The organism is Pantoea sp. BJFS-204 (assembly GCF_049310725.1).
GTDB classification, from domain to species: Bacteria; Pseudomonadota; Gammaproteobacteria; order Enterobacterales; family Enterobacteriaceae; genus Pantoea; species Pantoea agglomerans.
In genome coordinates this window covers 255,096-274,658 of the sequence record NZ_JBMOWE010000005.1, presented here as the reverse complement: position 1 = coordinate 274,658, position 19,563 = coordinate 255,096, and the positions used below count along the sequence as shown (strand labels likewise).

Annotated in this window: 15 protein-coding genes; 8 read left to right on the top strand and 7 right to left on the bottom strand. The window is 56.9% G+C overall.

What is annotated here, in order from left to right:
• Positions 1–31: 31 nt before the first annotated feature.
• Genes ACO6VX_RS15935 through ACO6VX_RS15925 form a run of 3 tightly spaced genes read right to left on the bottom strand, consistent with a single transcriptional unit; the run spans position 32 to position 3,833 of the window.
• Positions 32–1,294: a c-type cytochrome gene (locus tag ACO6VX_RS15935; protein WP_422458202.1), complete on the bottom strand. Its 1,263-nt coding sequence runs from the start codon at positions 1,292–1,294 to the stop codon at positions 32–34.
• Between the two features lie 4 nt (positions 1,295–1,298).
• On the bottom strand, positions 1,299–3,068 hold the full coding sequence (locus ACO6VX_RS15930) for a GMC family oxidoreductase (protein ID WP_010251625.1): 1,770 nt from the start codon (positions 3,066–3,068) through the stop codon (positions 1,299–1,301).
• Positions 3,069–3,104: 36 nt separating this feature from the next.
• On the bottom strand, positions 3,105–3,833 hold the full coding sequence (locus ACO6VX_RS15925) for a gluconate 2-dehydrogenase subunit 3 family protein (protein ID WP_010251628.1): 729 nt from the start codon (positions 3,831–3,833) through the stop codon (positions 3,105–3,107).
• 689 nt (positions 3,834–4,522) lie between these two features.
• Between ACO6VX_RS15925 and ACO6VX_RS15920 the strand changes: the two genes are divergently transcribed.
• The 3 genes from ACO6VX_RS15920 (at position 4,523) to ACO6VX_RS15910 (ending at position 9,024) form a co-directional block, all read left to right on the top strand.
• Complete coding sequence (locus ACO6VX_RS15920; RefSeq protein ID WP_010671775.1) at positions 4,523–6,094, top strand: ABC transporter substrate-binding protein; 1,572 nt, start codon at positions 4,523–4,525, stop codon at positions 6,092–6,094.
• Between the two features lie 120 nt (positions 6,095–6,214).
• Complete coding sequence (locus ACO6VX_RS15915; RefSeq protein WP_422458201.1) at positions 6,215–7,717, top strand: helicase HerA-like C-terminal domain-containing protein; 1,503 nt, start codon at positions 6,215–6,217, stop codon at positions 7,715–7,717.
• Positions 7,718–7,743: 26 nt separating this feature from the next.
• The gene (locus tag ACO6VX_RS15910; RefSeq protein WP_033759683.1) at positions 7,744–9,024 is read left to right on the top strand and encodes a DUF445 domain-containing protein; all 1,281 of its coding nucleotides are present in this window, start codon (positions 7,744–7,746) and stop codon (positions 9,022–9,024) included.
• 9 nt (positions 9,025–9,033) lie between these two features.
• Here the strand turns inward: ACO6VX_RS15910 and ACO6VX_RS15905 are convergent, their stop codons facing one another.
• Complete coding sequence (locus tag ACO6VX_RS15905) at positions 9,034–9,942, bottom strand: LysR family transcriptional regulator (RefSeq protein ID WP_157353470.1); 909 nt, start codon at positions 9,940–9,942, stop codon at positions 9,034–9,036.
• A gap of 101 nt (positions 9,943–10,043) precedes the next feature.
• Here ACO6VX_RS15905 and ACO6VX_RS15900 point away from each other — a divergent pair, with 101 nt between their 5' ends.
• A complete protein-coding gene (locus tag ACO6VX_RS15900) occupies positions 10,044–10,679 on the top strand; it encodes an NADPH-dependent F420 reductase (protein WP_422458200.1) in 636 nt (211 codons plus the stop codon).
• A gap of 157 nt (positions 10,680–10,836) precedes the next feature.
• On the opposite strand, the gene lptG is transcribed toward ACO6VX_RS15900, so the two are convergent.
• Complete coding sequence (gene lptG / locus ACO6VX_RS15895) at positions 10,837–11,913, bottom strand: LPS export ABC transporter permease LptG (RefSeq protein ID WP_010251648.1); 1,077 nt, start codon at positions 11,911–11,913, stop codon at positions 10,837–10,839.
• Positions 11,913–13,013, bottom strand: coding sequence for an LPS export ABC transporter permease LptF (gene lptF, locus ACO6VX_RS15890; protein ID WP_010251651.1), 1,101 nt, complete (start codon positions 13,011–13,013; stop codon positions 11,913–11,915). The genes lptG and lptF overlap by 1 nt, the downstream gene beginning before the upstream one ends.
• Before the next feature lie 268 nt (positions 13,014–13,281).
• Here lptF and pepA point away from each other — a divergent pair, with 268 nt between their 5' ends.
• The 4 genes from pepA (at position 13,282) to ACO6VX_RS15870 (ending at position 18,767) form a co-directional block, all read left to right on the top strand.
• Positions 13,282–14,793, top strand: coding sequence for a leucyl aminopeptidase (gene pepA, locus ACO6VX_RS15885; RefSeq protein WP_010251654.1), 1,512 nt, complete (start codon positions 13,282–13,284; stop codon positions 14,791–14,793).
• Positions 14,794–14,858: 65 nt separating this feature from the next.
• Positions 14,859–15,317, top strand: a complete 459-nt coding sequence (locus ACO6VX_RS15880; protein WP_010251657.1) for a DNA polymerase III subunit chi — start codon at positions 14,859–14,861, stop codon at positions 15,315–15,317.
• Positions 15,318–15,322: 5 nt separating this feature from the next.
• Complete coding sequence (locus ACO6VX_RS15875) at positions 15,323–18,178, top strand: valine--tRNA ligase (protein ID WP_010251660.1); 2,856 nt, start codon at positions 15,323–15,325, stop codon at positions 18,176–18,178.
• A 79-nt stretch (positions 18,179–18,257) separates the two neighbouring features.
• Positions 18,258–18,767, top strand: coding sequence for a GNAT family N-acetyltransferase (locus tag ACO6VX_RS15870; protein ID WP_346545680.1), 510 nt, complete (start codon positions 18,258–18,260; stop codon positions 18,765–18,767).
• Positions 18,768–18,798: 31 nt separating this feature from the next.
• On the opposite strand, the gene miaE is transcribed toward ACO6VX_RS15870, so the two are convergent.
• Positions 18,799–19,560 carry a tRNA isopentenyl-2-thiomethyl-A-37 hydroxylase MiaE gene (gene miaE, locus ACO6VX_RS15865; RefSeq protein WP_010671789.1) on the bottom strand — a complete coding sequence of 254 codons (762 nt, stop codon included), beginning with the start codon at positions 19,558–19,560 and terminating at the stop codon, positions 18,799–18,801.
• Between the last annotated feature and the right edge of the window lie 3 nt (positions 19,561–19,563).

Genomic DNA, 19,563 nt, shown 5'->3' with positions numbered 1-19,563 from the left:
CCTCTCCGAACGGGCAGAGGGGAAAGCTCGATTACTTCAGCGTTTTACGCACTTCAGCAACCTGATCTTTGCTCACCGCTGGCGCGGTGTTGCTCCAGCCCTGACGAATAAAGGTCGCCAGCTGCGCCACCTCTTCATCACTCAGACGCTGACCAAAGCCTGGCATCGCCAGTTTCGAAGGGGCCTTCGCGGTGGAAGGCTGCTGTGCGCCGGCCAGGATGGTGTGGATCAATCCGGTTGGATCCTTGGCATTGACGATCGTCGCCTGATCCAGCTCAGGGAAGATCCCCGGGGCGCCTTTGCCGGTCACGAAGTGACAGGCACCGCAGTTATCCAGATAAAGACGCTCGCCTTCGCTCAGGTTCTTCGCGGCAGTGAGTTTCGCTTCCGTTGCCTGCTGCGCCTGCACGTTATACGCCTGCAATGGCGGGTTGCCGCCCAGGAACTTCAGGTAGGCCGCGATGGCTTTCAGATCGGCGTCGGTCATGTGTGAGCTGCTGTGCTCAATCACCGAGGTCATCTCGCCGCCCACCGCCGCTTTATCGTTACGGCCGGTCTGCAGGTAGTCCACCACTTCCTGCTCGCTCCAGCGCGGCAGGCCACGCAGTGACGGCACATCCCAGTTGTTCAGGCTGCCGCCTGCCAGGAATTTATCGTCACCGCTATCCAGCGCTTTCTCGTTCATGCCCAGACCGCGCGGCGTATGACAGCTGCCGCAGTGGCCAAGACTCTCCACGATATAGGCACCGCGGTTGACCTCTGCTGACGCACCACCAATCGGCTGGAACGGCTTATCCGAGGCGAACGCCCAGTTCCAGAAACGCATGCCCCAGCGCTGGCTGAACGGGAAGCTCAGATCGGTTTCCGGCGGCTGTTCTGCGCTTGGATGCACGCCTTTCATGAAGTAGACGTAAAGCGCGTGGATGTCGGCATCACTGATTTTGGCGTAATCAGGATAAGGCATCGCCGGATAGAGATGCGAACCGTCCGGTAATACCCCTTTGCGCACCGCGTCAGAGAACTGCTGCTCGCTGTAGTTGCCAATACCGTGCTGCTTATCGGGCGTGATGTTGGTGGAGAAGATGGTGCCAAGGTTCGACTCAATCGCCAGCCCGCCTGAATAGTCAGGCTTGCCAGGCAGTGAGTGGCACGCCATGCAGTCGCCCAGCCGCGAGAGATATTCGCCCTGCTTAATCAGTTGCGCTTCATCTTCGGCGTGAGCCGGCAGCGCAAATCCGCTGGCTAACAGCACCGCGTTGGCAAAGATAAAAGACTTCAGTTTCAGCTTATTCATGCGCTTATGCCTGTACCAGTGGGCCGGGATTTTTCAGATACTGATCTTTGATCGCCTGTGCCGCCATCAGGGTGATCGCACCGATGGTATCGGTCGGGTTCGCCTGGAAGTTCTGCGGGAAAGCGTTGCCGCCCGGCACAAAGACGTTATGCACGTCCCAGCTCTGCAGATACTTGTTCAGCGCCGAGGTTTTCGGGTTATCGCCCATTACGGCACCGCCCACGTTGTGGGTAGAGACATATTTGGTCAGATCGAAATCCGCGCCCATTGGCAGGAAGCTCATGCTCATGCTGTCAGGGTTCAGCTCTTTCGCGATATTGCCGACGATGCCTTTCAGGTGCTGCTGCAGCTTCAGCTCATTCTCTTTCCAGTTGAAGGTCATGCGCAGCAGTGGCAGGCCACGGTGATCGTTGTAGTTCGGATCGAGATCCAGATAGATATCGCGGTAAGACTGACAGGTGGTGGTAATGCTGATCTTCATCGAATGACCGTACCACTCCTCCAGACCTTCCTTGTATCCCATACCCCAGGTCGGCGTGCCTTTTGGCAGCGCGGTGCTGATCGGCGTACCGGTCGCCTGTGAGCTGTGGATCTTCGCGCCGCCGAGGAAGCCAAGTGATGGGCCGTCGAAGTTGCCTGGCGAGATATCGTTAAACATCTGGCCGGTCGCGCCCGCCGTAGCGTACGGATTGAAGTTTTTATCTTTGAAGAACAGCGTCGCGCCGCCGTTGGACAGGAACGCGTAGTTACGCCCTACCACACCCTCTTCGGTAATCGGGTTGTAAGGCTTGCCGATGCCGGAGAGCAGCATCAGACGCACGTTGTAGAGCTGGAAGCTGCTCAGCACCACGATTTTCGCTGGCTGGAAGCACTCGTTGCCCTGTGCATCGATGTAGATCACGCCTTTCGCGGTTTTCTTATCATCGTTCAGCACGACCTTGATCACTTCCGCATTCACTTCATAGGAGAAGTTCGGCATACGCTTCAGTGAATCCATTACGGCGGTCTGCGGCGACGCTTTGGAGTAGTTCAGGCAGGGATATTTACTGCAGTAGCCGCAGTAGTTGCACGGCGCGATCTGGTTGCCGTACGGGTTTTTCCACGCACGTGACACACAGGCCGACGGGTTCGGGAACGGATGGTAACCGAGTTTGGTCGCCACCTCTTTGAACATCACGTTGTTCAGCGTGTCATCCAGCGCAGGCAGCGGATAAGGCTCAGAACGCGGGCCTTCAAACGGATCGCCGCCTTCCAGAATTTTGCCGCGCAGGTTGCCGGTGTTGCCCGACTGGCCGCAAATCAGTTCGAATTTGTAGTAGTAAGGCTCGATCTCTTCCCAGCTGAACGGGAAGTCCATCACCCGCATATCATCCTGCAGAATGCCCGGCTTGTAAGCCTCGTCGACATAGGTCTTCAGTTTGATATCGGTCGGTGTCGGACGGATCAGTACCGCCGTCCAGTGCAGGCCGGAACCGCCTACGCCGGTGCCCGGTGCAAACGCACCCCATTTACGGGTTGGCAATGCCGTCTGGCTGCTGTTGTAGCGCACGGTGACCGCCACTTCGGCGGGAGTGGCAAACACTTTGTTGCGCACCGCATAGGCGTATTCATCCGCCGGTTTCGGGTAGGCGAACTCGTCATAATCGCGATCGCCGCCGCGCTCAAGGGCGCGCACGTCCAGACCTGCCAGTGCCAGCTCAATGCTCATCAGCGAGCCTGCCCAGCCGAGGCCGCAGACCACGACGTCGACTTCTTTTTTAGTAACCTGTGCCATGATAATCCTGTTTCAAATACCTGATGTGGACGCGCCCTACGCGCGTTCGCCCTTCACACTGACCGGACCCAGCGGATAAGGAACGTTGTGCTGTTTCACCCATTCGGTGAAGCTGGCACGCGCGCCGGGGAAGCCGATGGCGATCCAGGCTTTCATGCCTTTATTACCGCCGTACATCGGGTCAGCAAGGTAGCCATGCTTGGTATCGGAAAGCAGCTGGCTGAAGAAATGCGCAGGCTTAAGATCGGCTTCGCCCAGTGCGGCAAAGTCGATCTCGTTTTTGTTTACCTGGGTCAGTACCGCATCTTTCTCTTCCAGCGTCAGTGCATGAAACGCTTTCTGATGGGTGTTCTGCGACCACTGATTAATCAGCCGGATACCGGTCTGATACATCTGCTGTGGGCGGAACGGGATCTGGTAACCCATGGTTGCGGGCGCCTGCGTATTGAACGGCCCCTGCATGTAGATTTCGCTGCCAAACGCTTCGCTGTGCAGCTGCTGATCGATAAAGATCGGCACGTTAGTTTCCAGCGCGCCCGGCGCTTTGCCTTTGCCGCCTGCCGGAATCAAACGGTCAGTGGCGGCCAGGATAAACTGCCACTCATCGGCACTAAAAAAGATCGGTTTGTAATCGGCTAACTCCGGTGCGGCCATCTCTGCCGCCTGTGCCGCAGTAATGCCTTTGAAGACCAGTTCACTTAATGGCAACGCCAGCAGTGAACCGAGCAAAAATTTACGCCTGGTGGTGGGTTTTTCTAAAAGCATATCCGCACGACTCTCATCTGCTAAATACCCGCTTTATTTGTTATGAAGCTGAAAGGCTGAGTGCAGGCGGAAAACTCCCCGCAGAGATCAACGCACGCGGCACAGACGACGGCAGAACAGACAAGGGCAGGTAGAATTATGGTTCGGTGACTAACGGAACTTATCGGTTAATAACCTGGCAATCTTAGGGATATAGATATGTCTGAATGTAAAAATTGAATTTAAGATGTGTCTTAGTGAAAGTTTATCATGGTGTTGCGAAAGAGTTGCGGAGAGGTAAAAGATTTACAGCGCGGAAATCGGGGGTAAAACCGCATAAACATCGGGTATTTAACTCTTTTAACGCAGGAATGAGGGTTATTATTTTCGCCCTGACATCATCACGCCAAATAACCGATAAAAAAATATCATACTTCCATACAAGAGAATGATTCTCATCGTTAACACTATAGTGACTTTGATAGTCATACAATCAGACTGTGCGCAATTTGTGATCGGCTGAGTAAATCCGGCTTTATTCCGCCCGCTGTAAAATGACAATAAAATAATTACTTACCGTCATTATCTTATTTTGTCTCTTTGCCTGAATGACTACGCTAATAATTGTGCAAAGCTCATAAGAAACCCGCATTTGGAGATTATCCGGCGCCCGATAGAGTAGAGCTATCAACGACTCAGGATAACCCTCCATGCGAAAAACACTCTTGTCCCTGTTTACGGCTCTGGCACTGGTTCATCCGGCACACGCCGCCACGCCTGGCGACACCCTGGTGATTGCCGTTCCGCTTGATGGCATCATCAGTTTCGACCCGGCGGAAAGTTTTGAGACCGTCAGTAACAGCAGCCTGCGCAATATCTACCAGACGCTGCTGGAGCCGGACCATCAGAATCCGCAGCAGCTCTCGCCGCTGGCTGCCACACGCTGGCAGGCAGGCAAAACGCCTCACAGCCTGGTGTTTGATCTTAATCCGCAGGCCCGCTTCGCCAGTGGTCATCCCGTGACCGCTCAGGATGTGGTCTTCTCATTAACCCGCGCGGTAAAACTCAATAAAGCGCCCTCTTTTATTCTGGGTGAATTTGGCTGGACGCCAGAAAATATCGATCAGCAGTTCACGGTGATCAACGACCACCAGCTTGAGCTGCGCTGGCCAGCGGAGATCGGCAGCGATCTGGCGCTGCGCCTGCTGACCGCGCCGGTCTCCTCCATCGTCGACAGCAAACTGGCGCAGCAGCACGCCAGCAACAACGATTACGGTAATAGCTGGCTGAAGGTGCACTCCGCCGGCAGCGCCGCCTATGCCATCAAACAGTTTGTCCCGCTGCAGGCGCTGGTGCTGGAAGCCAATCCCAACAGCAGCCAGAAGCCGCATCTGAAGCGGGTATTGCTGAAAGGTGTGGCCGATCCCGGTAGCCGCCGTCTGCTGATCCAGCAGGGCGATGTGGATGTCGCCTATCAGCTCGGTCCGGATCAGATTACCGCGCTGAAGAACACCGCCAATGTGCGTATTGATGCCTTCCCGTCCAGCCTGGTTTACTACCTGGGCTTTAACACCCAAAGCCCGCAGCAACCGGCGCTGGGGAATCCGGCGTTGTGGCAGGCGGCGCGCTGGCTGGTTGACTATGACAGCCTGGCGAACCAGCTGCTGAAAGGTCAGTACCGCATTCATCAGAGCTTCCTGCCGGACGGCTTCGATGGTGCGCTGAACACGACACCGTTCCATTACGATCTGAAAAAGGCGCAGGCGATACTGCAAAAAGGCGGCATCAAACCTGGCACCCATATCGCGCTGACGGTGGTGAACCAGCCGCCTTACATTGATGTGGCGCAGGCACTGCAGGCCAGCTTTGCCAAAGCGGATGTGCAGCTTGATATCCAGCCGGTGGCGGAATCGGAGCTGTGGAGCAAAATGCGCAGCCGGGACTTCCAGGCCATCTTTACTTACTGGGGCGCGGACTACATCGATCCCAACACCAATGCCAGCACCTTTGCCTATAACGTGCCGGGCGGCGGCAAAACCCTGGCGTGGCGCGTCGGCTGGACGATTCCGGAGCTGAGTGCACAGACCCGCGCCGCTGCCGGAGAGAGCGATGCGGTGAAACGTCGTAACCTCTACACCGGGCTGCAAACCCGCATCCAGCAGGATTCGCCGTTTGTCATGCTGTTACAGGGCGCAACCCAGGTGGCGGTGCGCAGCAACCTCAGTCACCTGCAGCAGGGCATCGGGGTCAGCCTGCTCAATTTTGAAGAGGTGCAGAAGTAAACCACTGTTGCAGGCCGCTGCTCCCCGGGCAGCGGCCTTTTTTTGGTGAATAGTTCTCCTCCTGTGCCGCTCCGGCTTGCTATCCTTCAGGCATAACCCAATGCCTGAGAGTGGAAAATCATGACTTCCCCGCTACTGATTGCCCGTACGCCAGACGTCGAACTTCATCTGTTGCCGCAAATGGCCAACCGCCACGGTCTGATCACCGGCGCGACCGGCACCGGTAAAACCGTTACGCTGCAGAAACTGGCTGAATCGTTCTCCGCCAGCGGCGTGCCGGTCTTTATGGCTGACGTTAAAGGCGATTTGACGGGCGTGGCGATGGCTGGCCAGTCCAGCGAAAAACTGCAGGAGAGGCTGGCGAAAATCGGTGTCACCGACTGGCAGCCGCAGAGCAATCCGGTGGTGCTGTGGGATATCTTCGGCGAGAAAGGCCATCCGGTTCGCGCTACCGTCTCCGATCTCGGGCCGCTGCTGCTGGCGCGACTGCTGAACCTTAATGAGGTGCAGAGTGGCGTATTGCAGATTATTTTCCGCATCGCCGATGACCAGGGTTTGCTGCTGCTGGACTTCAAAGATCTGCGCGCCATGACCCGGTTCATCGGTGACAACGCCAAAAGCTTCCAGACCCACTACGGCAACATCAACAGCGCCTCGGTCGGCGCCATCCAGCGCGGGTTACTGACGCTGGAGCAACAGGGCGCGGAGCACTTCTTTGGTGAACCGATGCTGGATATTGCCGACTGGATGCGTGTCGACAGCAACGGCAAAGGCGTCATCAACATCCTCTCTGCTGAGAAGCTCTACCAGATGCCGAAACTCTACGCCACCAGCCTGCTGTGGCTGCTGTCGGAGCTTTATGAGCATCTGCCGGAAGCGGGCGATCTCGATCAGCCAAAGCTGGTGTTCTTCTTTGATGAGGCGCACCTGCTGTTTACCGACGCACCGCCGGTGCTGCTGGAGAAAATAGAACAGGTCATGCGGCTGATCCGCTCCAAAGGGGTCGGCGTCTGGTTCGTCACCCAGAACCCGGCAGATATTCCCGATCGGGTGCTGGGCCAGCTCGGCAACCGCGTTCAGCACGCCCTGCGCGCCTTCACCCCTAAAGATCAGAAAGCGGTAAAAACCGCCGCCGATACCCTGCGCGCCAATCCGGCGTTTGACAGCGTCGAGGCGATTCAGGCGCTGGGCACCGGCGAAGCCTTGATCTCCTTCCTGGATACCAAAGGCAGTCCGTCGGTGGTGGAACGGGCCATGGTGATCGCCCCCGGCTCACGTATGGGTCCGGTCACAGGCGATGAGCGCAACGGCCTGATCAATCATTCACCGCTCTATGGCAAATATGACAGCGAAGTTGATCGCGAATCGGCATTTGAGAAGCTGCAAAAAGGGTTTCAGGCCGCCAGCGATCAGGCCAGTGCGCCTCCGGCGAAAGGCGACGACGTCGCGGTAGATAACGGCATTCTCGGCGGGCTGAAAGAGATCCTGTTTGGCCGAACCGGCCCGCGCGGCGGCAAGCACGATGGCGTGGTGCAGACCATGGCGAAAAGCGCTACGCGCCAGATTACCAATCAGATCATCCGTGGCGTACTCGGCAGCCTGCTGGGTGGTCGTCGCCGATGAAACCGGCTCTCTGCTAAGATCAGGATATGGATAAACAACACGAACTGAAACGGACGAAACGTCTGGCGCTGCTGCTGTTACTGCTGGCTGCAATTACCTTTATCGTTACGCTTTTTCTGCCGCCCGGCTTCTGGGTCAGCGGCGTAAAGGCGATAGCAGAAGCTGCGATGGTCGGTGCGCTGGCGGACTGGTTCGCGGTGGTCGCCCTGTTCCGGCGCGTGCCGGTGCCCTTTATCTCGCGTCATACCGCCATCATTCCGCGCAACAAAGATCGTATCGGTGAAAACCTCGGTCGCTTTGTGCAGGAGAAGTTTCTTGATACCGACTCGCTGCTGAATCTGATTCGCCGTCACGATCCTTCCAACCTGCTGGCGCAATGGCTGAATGCGCCGGGCAATGCTGACCGCATTGGCCGCCATCTGCTGCAGGTCATGCGCGGCTTCCTTGATCTGACCGATGACACACGGATCCAGAATTTCATGCGCCGCGCAGTACATCGCGCCATCGACAAGGTCGATCTCAGCCAGACCAGCGCCCTGCTGCTGGAGAGCCTGACGAAAAACAACCGTCATCAGGCGCTGCTGGACGCGGCAATCGAACAGCTGCTGAAGCTGCTGCATAAGCCCAGTACCCGCGAGTTTATTGCCATGCAGCTGGTGCGCTGGCTCAAACGCGAGCATCCGATTAAAGCAAAAATGTTGCCGACCGAATGGCTGGGCGAGCACAGCGCCGAGCTGGTGGCAAACGCGGTCGATTCACTGCTGGATGATGTGGCGCTGGATCAGGGCCATGAGCTGCGCCTCGGCTTCAATCGGGCGGTCGACAAGCTGATCGTTAAACTGCAGAACGACCCGGAGATGGCAGAGCGTGCCGAGGAGATCAAAGGCTGGCTGAAAGAAGATGCCTCATTCAATCGTTACATCGGCGAGCTGTGGAATGATATGCGCAACTGGCTTAAGGCGGATCTCAGCAGCGATGACTCACGGGTGCAGGAGAAAGTGCGTGGTGCAGCCTTATGGCTGGGCGAAACCCTGGCGGCCGACCCGGCGCTGCGTGACTCGATGAATCAGCATCTGGAACAGGCCGCACGCAGCGTTGCGCCAGAGTTTGCTGGCTTCCTGACGCGTCATATCAGCGACACCGTGAAGAGCTGGGATGCACGCGACATGTCGCAGCAGATCGAACTTAATATCGGCAAAGACCTGCAGTTTATCCGCATCAACGGCACGCTGGTTGGCGGCACCATCGGGCTGATTCTCTACCTGTTGTCGCAGCTGCCCCAGTTACTCCCGCTGCTGAGCCGATAACCGCCTGGTTTAGCCGGATTGGGGTGGATAGAGGCCAAACTCGGTGATAATGGCGCTAACAAAGCTGCGGATTTTCACCGTCTGGCGGCGGCCCGCCGGGATCAGAACATGCATGGGTCGTGCTGGCCCGGCATAATCGGGCAGCACCTGGACCAGCCGCCCCTGTCTGATCTCTTCAGAGAGAATGGAGGCCGGCCCCAGGGTAATGCCATAACCCTCCAGCGCCGCATGCAGGAGCGCTTTCCAGTCATTCGATCGCATGCGCCCCTGCGGATGTACCTCTTCAACCTTACCGGCCTGGCTGAATACCCAGCGGCAGGGTTTTGAGGGCGACCAGATGCCATAAACGAGACAGGCGTGGTTCACCAGCTCCGCTGGCGTGGCGGGCACACCGTGCCGCGCCAGATAGGCTGGCGACGCGCAGGCTATCAGCCGGTAGGGCTGCAGTGGATGGGCAATGATCGAACTGTCCGCCAGCGCACCAATCCGGATCACCACCTCATAACCCTCTTCAAACGGATCGACCAGCCGATCGCTGAGTTCAAGATCGACCTGCGTTTCCGGAAACCGGTCAAGATAGCGGGTCACAAACGGCGCCAGGCTAAAAGAACCAAACGTGACCGGGGCGCTGACCTTCAGCGTACCGGACGGCCGCTGCTGCATATCCAGCGCGATCGCATCCGCTTCCTGCACCTCTGCCAGCACGATTTTGCAGCGTTCGTAATAGTTGCGGCCCACATCCGTCAGGCTTTGTCGTCGGGTGGTGCGATGCAGAAGCAGCGTACCGAGATGCTTCTCCAGCATGGCGATATGCTTCGCCACCATCTGCGGTGAGATTTGCAAATGCCCGCCTGCGGCGGCAAACGAGCCCGATTCCGCGACGGTAACGAACACGTTCATGCTGGTAAGCCGATCCATGATTCCCTCCTGTTGGTTGTTTATATTGCGTCTGTTTGTCGATTTATTCACCTCCTGTTTTTAATTAAGGTCAGTGCGTGAAACTCATCGAGGAGAAACGTATGAAAATAGGCATTATTGGCGCAGGCTTTGTTGGCCGGGCGATTGCAAAACTGGCGATTCAGGCGGGACATCAGGTGATGCTCAGCAACTCGCGCGATCCACGAACGCTGTTCAGCCTGAAACCGATGATTGGCTGTGAAACCGGCACCGCCACCGAGGCCGCAGAGTTCGGTGACGTGGTGGTGATTGCCGTGCCGCTCACGGCAACGGAACAACTTCCGGCCACAGAATTGTGGGGAAAAATCGTGCTTGATGCGGTCAATTACTATCCCGACCGCGATGGCGAAATTGAAGAGCTGCTCAATGGCCGCATCAGCACCAGTGAACGGCTTGCCCGCCTGCTTCCTGACAGCCGCGTCACCAAGGCATTCAATGCCATCCGCATGACCGATCTTGAAACTCAGGGCCTGCCGCCGGGCGATGCTAACCGGCAGGCGTTACCGCTGGCGGGGGATGATAGCGAAGGGAAAGCGACCGCCACGGCATTATATGAAGCCTTTGGATTTGATGCCGTGGATGCGGGATCGTTAGCGGAAGGCTGGCGTTTCGAGCGTGCGACGCCCGCCTATTGCGTAGCCCTGAACAGAGAGCAACTTATCAGGACACTGAAAGAGACGACCCGGCACTCCGCATAAACAGGGCGTCAGCGCAGAATAAAGCCGCTCCCCGCGCTGAAACCGACTCTTCCAGACGACGGCTAAACGTAAAGCGATGGGAGCCTGCTCTGAGCCTGAACACCGGTCACAAAAAAGGCCGCTTGCGCGGCCTTTTCTTCTACTGCATTCATTGCGCTTAGCGCCGCTTAATCAACATAAACATACTGATAGCGAAGAACGCAAAACTCGGCAGAATCGCTCCCAGAATCGGCGGCAGACCGTAAACCAGGCTCAGCGGACCGAAAATCTGGTCCAGCACGTAGAACAGGAAGCCAAAGCTGATACCGGTTACGACACGCACACCCATCGACACGCTACGCAGCGGACCAAAGATAAACGACAGCGCCATCAGCATCATCACCGCCACCGACAACGGCTGGAAGATTTTGCTCCACATATTCAGCTGATAACGTCCCGATTCCTGGCCGCTCTGCTTCAGATATTTGCTGTAGCTATGCAGACCGCGAATCGATAACGCGTCTGGATCCAGCGCAACCACACCCAGCTTATCCGGCGTCAGATTCGTTTTCCACTCGCCACTCAGGCTCTGTGAACCGGTAATCTGCTTAGGATCGGTGAGATTAGACTCATCAACCTGAGACAGTATCCAGCGCTTCTTAGCCGCATCCCAGGTCGCCGTCGCCGCGTAACGCACACTCTGCAGACGACGCTGATCGTTAAAACTGTAGATGCTCACGCCATCAATTTCGTTGTCGCCTTTAATGCGCTCGATAAAGATAAAGCTATTGCCATCTTTCGCCCACAGACCGTTCTGTGTTGAGACCAGCGCACCGCCATAAAGCTGCTGCGCCCGGTAGTTACGCGCCATCTGCTCGCCCGACGGCGCAACAAACTCGCCAATCGCCATGGTCAGCAACACCAGCGGAATCGCTGTTTTCATCACTGACAGCGCAACCTGCATGCGGGTAAAGCCCGCCGCCTGCATCACCACCAGTTCACTGCGCTGCGCCAGCGCGCCCAGTCCCAGCAGCGCGCCCAACAGGGCCGCCATCGGGAAAAAGATCTCAATATCTTTGGGTACGCTAAGCAGGGTGTAGTAACCGGCGCTCAGCGCGTTGTAGCTGCCCTGGCCGGTCTTGCGCAGCTGATCGACGAACTTGATGATGCCGGAAAGCGACACCAGCATGAACAGCGTCAGCATAATGGTATTGAAAATGGTTTTACCGATATAGCGGTCAAGTACGCGAAACATCAGACCGACCCTCCGCGGGTAAAGCGGGCGCGAATCCGACGCATCGGCACCGTATCCCACAGGTTAAGGAGCACCGCCAGCACCAGATAGCTGATATTCACCACCCACATCCAGAGCGCCGGATCGAGCCGCCCTTTCGCGCCGCTCGACTTCAGCGAGCTCTGCAACAGGAAGAAAATCAGATAGAGCATCATGGCGGGCAGCATCGACAGCACGCGCCCCTGGCGTGGGTTCACCACGCTGAGCGGCACCACCATCAGCGCCATCACCAGCACCGAGAACACCAGCGTCAGACGCCAGTGCAGCTCGGCCTGAAACTCAGGTGTCTTATTCGCGAACAGGTCGGTCAGGCTTGCCTGTTCTGCATCGTTAGGATCGAGCGTTGCCGCTTTATAGCCTACGATTGCCTGATAATTGGTGAAGTCGGTGATACGGAAATCACGCAGCAGAGCGGTGCCCTCAAAACGGGTGCCTTTATCCAGCGTCACCACCTGCGAGCCATCTTTATGCTGCTCCATGTGACCGCTGTCAGCCAGCACCACTGAAGGCCGCGCGTTGCCCTTTGGCCGTAACTGCGCCAGGAACACGTTACCAAAGTTGTTGCCCTTCACATCCTCGACAAACAGCACGGCGCTGCCGTCGCTGGAGGTCTGGAACTGTCCGGCGGCCATTGCTGCCGCACCCGGGTTCGCTTTGGCGTTCTGCGTCACCTCATCCTGATAGCGGGATGACCACGGCCCCAGCCAGATGACGTTCACGGCCGCCACTATCGAGGTAAACAGCATCAGAACCATCGCCGCTTTTACCAGGACGGCCTTACTCAGGCCGCAGGCGTGCATCACGGTAATTTCACTTTCCGTGTAGAGCCGCCCCAGCGTCATCAGGATCGCCAGAAACAGACTTAAGGGCAGTATAAGTTGTGCCATTTGAGGCACACCGAGTCCTAACAAGGTCAGAACGAGGTTTGTCGGCACTTCGCCATCCACCGCGGCACCCAGGATCCTGACTAACTTCTGACAAAAGAAGATGAGTAGCAGGATAAACAGGATAGCCAGCTGGCTTTTGAGCGTTTCCCGAACCAGATATCTAATGATGATCACGCTTAGTACGCCTGTGAAAACTTGTCTTTTTGCAGGAAAATCGCTAGTTTCAACGCTTATCAGCCATTTTTCTTCATCAATGGCCGTCGCCGTAGCTAAATTTGTATGAAAAACGCGTCCGGGTGGTGAAAAAACAACATCTTGTCACCCTGATTCATTATGACCTCCAGCAGCAGAATGTCATGCTGCGACGATGAATAAATGGGTCATGAGCGCGCTACATTCTAGCGGCAGCAGCGGCCGTTGTCTTTAAGATTCAGGAGAGTGCATGGAGTTCAGTGTAAAAAGCGGAAGCCCGGAAAAACAGCGCAGTGCCTGCATTGTCGTTGGCGTTTTCGAACCGCGTCGTCTGTCACCGATTGCCGAGCAGCTGGATAAAATCAGCGACGGCTACATCAGCGCCCTGCTGCGCCGCGGCGAGCTGGAAGGAAAAGTGGGCCAGACACTGCTGCTGCATCATGTGCCAAATATCCTGTCCGAGCGTATTCTGCTGATTGGCTGCGGTAAAGAGCGTGAGCTGGATGAACGCCAGTACAAGCAGGTCATTCAGAAAACCATTAACACGCTCAACGACACCGGCTCAATGGAAGCGGTCTGCTTCCTGACCGAGCTGCATGTCAAAGGCCGCAACACCTACTGGAAAGTGCGTCAGGCAGTAGAGACCTCAAAAGAGGCGCTCTACAACTTTGACCAGCTGAAAAGTAACAAAGCGGAGCCACGTCGTCCGCTGCGCAAGCTGGTCTTTAATGTGCCGACCCGCCGTGAACTGACCAGCGGCGAACGGGCTATCCAGCATGGATTAGCGGTCGCAGCCGGTATGAAAGCGGCTAAAGATCTCGGCAACATGCCACCTAATATCTGTAACGCCGCCTATCTGGCGTCACAGGCGCGTCAGCTGGCGGATGCCTTCAGCAAAAATGTCACCACCCGCGTCATCGGCGAACAGCAGATGAAAGAGCTGGGCATGAACGCCTATCTCGCTGTCGGGGCCGGATCGCAAAACGAATCGCTGATGTCGGTAATTGAATACAAAGGCAATCCGGATGCGGAAGCACGTCCGATTGTGCTGGTGGGCAAAGGGCTGACCTTTGACTCCGGCGGCATCTCCATCAAGCCTGCCGACAGCATGGACGAAATGAAGTATGACATGTGCGGCGCGGCCGCCGTCTATGGCGTGATGCGTATGGTGGCAGAGCTGAATCTGCCGCTGAACGTAGTCGGCGTGCTGGCAGGCTGTGAAAACATGCCGGATGGCCGGTCGATGCGTCCAGGCGACGTGCTGACCACCATGTCTGGCCAGACGGTTGAGGTGCTGAACACCGACGCCGAAGGTCGCCTGGTCCTGTGCGATGCGCTGACCTATGTTGAACGTTTCGATCCGGAAGTGGTGATTGACGTGGCGACGCTGACCGGTGCCTGCGTGATTGCGCTGGGTCATCACATCAGCGGCCTGCTGTCGAACCACAATCCGCTGGCGCATGAGCTGATCAGCGCCTCGGAGCAGTCAGGCGATCGCGCCTGGCGTCTGCCAATGGCGGATGAGTTCCAGGAGCAACTGGAGTCCAACTTTGCCGATATGGCGAACATTGGTGGCCGTCCCGGCGGCGCGATTACCGCCGCCTGCTTCCTGGCACGCTTTGCCCGCAAATATAACTGGGCACACCTGGATATCGCCGGTACCGCCTGGCGCTCCGGCAAGGCCAAAGGCGCCACCGGACGTCCGGTGCCGATGCTGTCGCAATTTCTGTTGAATCGGGCAGGATTGAACGGCGACGATTAAGCGCCCTCTTTTCTGACAGCAAGGGCGGATATCATTCCGCCCTTGATCTTCTGATGAGCAAACCGATGAAAAACGCAACCTTCTACGTGCTGGAAACCGATGCAACGAGCGATGGCCTTAGCGCCGTTGAAGCGCTGGTGTGCAATCTGGCGGAAACACGCTGGCGGGCCGGAAAGCGGGTGTTGATCGCCTGCGAAGATGAACAGCAAGCCATTCGACTTGACGAAGCGCTGTGGCAACGACCGGCAAACGCCTTCGTGCCGCATAACCTGGCGGGTGAAGGCCCGCGCTACGGTGCGCCGGTTGAGCTGGCCTGGCCACAGCGTCGCGGCAGTTCACCGCGTGACCTGCTGATTAGCCTGCTGCCCCACTTCGCAGATTTTGCTACTGCTTTCCATGAAGTGATAGACTTCGTTCCTTACGAAGACACGCTCAAACAACTGGCGCGCGACCGCTATAAAGCGTATCGCAGCGTTGGATTCCAATTGAATACGGCAGCGCCACCACAGCCGCAAACGACATAGCAGAAATGGAAAAGACATATAACCCGCAAGATATCGAGCAGCCGCTTTACGAGCATTGGGAAAAGCAGGGCTACTTCAAACCGAATGGCGATACCAGCCAGGAAAGCTTTTGCATCATGATCCCGCCGCCGAACGTCACCGGTAGCTTGCACATGGGTCACGCCTTCCAGCAAACCATCATGGACACCATGATCCGTTACCAGCGCATGCAGGGGAAAAATACCCTGTGGCAGGCAGGTACTGACCACGCGGGCATCGCCACGCAGATGGTGGTTGAGCGCAAAATTGCGGCTGAAGAGGGCAAGACGCGCCAGGACTATGGCCGTGATGCGTTCATCGACAAAATCTGGCAGTGGAAAGCAGAATCCGGCGGCACCATTACCCGCCAGATGCGCCGTCTGGGCAACTCCGTCGACTGGGAGCGCGAGCGCTTCACCATGGACGACGGCCTTTCCAACGCCGTGAAAGAGGTGTTTGTTCGCCTCTATAAAGAGAACCTGATCTACCGTGGCAAACGCCTGGTGAACTGGGATCCAAAACTGCGTACCGCAATCTCCGACCTGGAAGTGGAAAACCGCGAGAGCAAAGGCTCGATGTGGCATATCCGCTATCCACTGGCTGACGGCGCAAAAACCGCCGACGGTAAAGATTATCTGGTGGTCGCCACCACGCGTCCGGAAACCCTGCTGGGCGATACCGGCGTCGCCGTTAACCCGGAAGATCCACGTTACAAAGATCTGATCGGCAAATTTGTGATGCTGCCGCTGGTTGGCCGTCTTATCCCTATCGTTGGCGACGAACATGCCGACATGGAAAAAGGCACCGGCTGCGTCAAGATCACCCCGGCGCATGACTTCAACGACTACGAAGTCGGCCGTCGTCACAAACTGCCGATGATCAACATCCTGACCTTCGACGGCGATATCCGCGACCGTGCTCAGGTGTATGACACCAATGGCGAAGCCAGCGATGCCTGTTCCGATGAGATCCCGGCGGCTTTCCAGAACATGGAACGCTTCGCGGCGCGTAAAGCGATTGTTGCCGCTGTCGATGAACTCGGCCTGCTTGAAGAGATCAAACCCCACGATCTGACCGTGCCCTACGGCGACCGTGGCGGCGTGGTTATCGAGCCGATGCTGACTGATCAGTGGTATGTGCGTACCGCACCGCTGGCGAAAGTCGCGGTTGAAGCCGTTGAAAACGGCGACATCCAGTTTGTACCGAAGCAGTACGAAAACATGTACTTCTCCTGGATGCGCGATATTCAGGACTGGTGTATCTCCCGTCAGCTCTGGTGGGGTCACCGCATCCCGGCGTGGTATGACGACAACGGTAACGTCTACGTCGGCCGCACCGAAGACGAAGTGCGCGCTGAGAACAACCTGGCCGCCGATGTGGCGCTGCGTCAGGATGATGACGTGCTGGATACCTGGTTCTCCTCAGGTCTGTGGACCTTCTCCACCCTGGGCTGGCCGGAAAACACCGAAGCGCTGCGTACTTTCCATCCGACCAGCGTGCTGGTCAGCGGCTTCGACATCATCTTCTTCTGGATTGCCCGCATGATCATGCTGACCATGCACTTCATCAAAGATGAAAACGGCAAACCACAGGTACCGTTTAAAACCGTCTACATGACCGGTCTGATCCGTGATGAAGAAGGTCAGAAGATGTCGAAATCCAAGGGCAACGTGATTGACCCGCTGGATATGGTCGACGGCATTTCACTGGAAGCACTGCTGGAAAAACGCACCGGCAACATGATGCAGCCACAGCTGGCGGAGAAAATCCGCAAACGTACCGAGAAGCAGTTCCCGGACGGCATCGAGCCATCAGGCACCGATGCGCTGCGTTTCACCCTGGCGGCGCTGGCCTCTACCGGTCGCGACATCAACTGGGACATGAAGCGCCTGGAAGGCTATCGCAACTTCTGTAACAAGCTGTGGAACGCCAGCCGCTTTGTGCTGATGAACACCGAAGAGCAGGATTGCGGACAGAATGGCGGCGAAATGACGCTGTCGCTGGCAGATCGCTGGATCCTGACCGAGTTCAACAACACGGTGAAAGCGTACCGTGAAGCGCTGGATAGCTACCGTTTCGATATCGCGGCTAACCTGCTGTATGACTTCACCTGGAACCAGTTCTGCGACTGGTATCTGGAGCTGACCAAGCCGGTCATGAACAGCGGCAGTGAATCTGAACTGCGTGGCACCCGTCATACGCTGGTTCACGTGCTGGAAGCGCTGCTGCGTCTGGCGCATCCGATCATTCCGTTTATCACTGAAACCATCTGGCAGCGCGTGAAGGGGCTGAAAAATATCAGCGACGACACCATCATGCTGCAGCCTTTCCCGCAGTACGATGCGGCGAAAGAAGATGCCGAAGCGAAAGCGGACATTGAGTGGATGAAACAGGCGATCGTGGCGGTGCGTAATATCCGTGCCGAGATGAATATCGCACTGAGCAAGCCGCTGGATGTGCTGCTGCGTGACTGCTCGCCTGCGGCACTGCGTCGCGTTGAAGCTAACCGCAACTTCCTGTCGCGCCTGGCGCGTCTGGAAAGCCTGACCATTCTGCCTGCGGGCGAGAAAGGTCCGGTGTCGGTGACCAAACTGGTTGAAGGCGCAGAGCTGTTGATCCCGATGGCGGATCTGGTGGATAAAACCGCTGAGCTGGAGCGTCTGGCGAAAGAGCTGGTTAAGCTGGATGTGGAAATCGAGAAGATCGAGACCAAGCTGGCGAACGAAGGCTTTGTTTCGCGCGCCCCGGAAGCGGTGGTGGCGAAAGAGCGCGAACGCGTAGCGGACCTGCAACAATCAAAAACAAAACTGATTGAACAGCAGGCGGTCATTGCGGCATTGTAAGCGTCTTAGCTGACAGCTTATTCATAAAGCCGGGCTTGCCCGGCTTTTTTATTGACCTCGTACAAATCCGGAAGAGATGATGACGACCAGCGCCACCCCGCTTATTGACCTCCAGGTGCGGCCGATTACTGCCGCCGATAATCCGCATATCGCCCAGGTGATCCGCGACGTTTCCGCGGAGTTCGGCCTGACGGCTGACAAGGGCTACACCGTTTCCGATCCGCAGCTCGACCAGCTGTTTGAGCTCTACAGTGCCGAACAGAGCGCCTACTGGATTGTTGAGTATCAGGGCAAGGTGGTCGGCGGCGGCGGTGTTGCGCCGCTCGCCTGCAGCGCGCCCGATATCTGCGAACTGCAAAAGATGTACTTTCTGCCAGAGGTACGCGGTCAGGGTCTGGCTCGCGAACTGGCATTGCGGGCGATAGAACATGCACGCAGTCACGGCTTCCGTCGCTGCTATCTGGAAACCACCGCCAGCCTGACGCGGGCCATTAAACTTTATGAGTCACTGGGCTTTGAGCATATCAACAGCGCGATGGGCTGCACCGGCCATGTCGACTGCGAAGTGCGCATGCTGAAGCCATTGTGAAACAGGGGCGGATTCCGTAAACGCGTCCGAATCAGAACGCCGGTACGCCGCTGTGAAAGCGTAATTCGTTGTCGGGTTCGCTGATTAACCGCCCTTCTGTTGCCCCAATCACCTGCACCCGCGGCGTGATGTCTCTGGTGGCAATCTGCGCCGCCAGGGTTAAATAGTCCTGATAATGCCGCGCCTCTGAGCGCAACAGCGACAGATAGAACTTCGCCAGTTCGTCATCAAGATAAGGTGCCAGACTGGCGAAACGTTCGCAGGAGCGCGCCTCGATGTAAGCGCCGCATATCAGCTTATCCACCAGCGTTTCCGGTTCATGGGTGGTGACTTCGCGCAGCAGCGATTTGGCATAGCGGCTGGAGGTAATCTTCTGATAGACCAGCCCGCGCGACTGCATAATTTCCCACACCTGATAGAAGTGATGCAGCTCCTCTTTAATCAGCAGCACCATCTTCTCCACCAGCTCATCCGCCCACGGCAGCGCATTGCGCACGATGATACGTTTTGTCAGGTTCTTATGGGCGTTGATAAAGTCGCTGTCGCCATCTTCGCGGAAGATAAAATCTTCATAAGGTTTCAGCCACGCCAGAATGGCGTCGCCACTGGGTTTGTCGGCAACATATTTGCGGATCAACCACACCGCGGTCTGCGCGGCTTTCAGTTCGCACACCAGATGGTCGGTTAACAGCAGGGTCAGATTTTCCGGCTTGCGCGCCTCATCAATCCAGGCCTGTGGCGTGCGGCAGTGCAGAAACTGATAGATCGGTTCAAGTAAGGGTGCGTAGTTCATGAT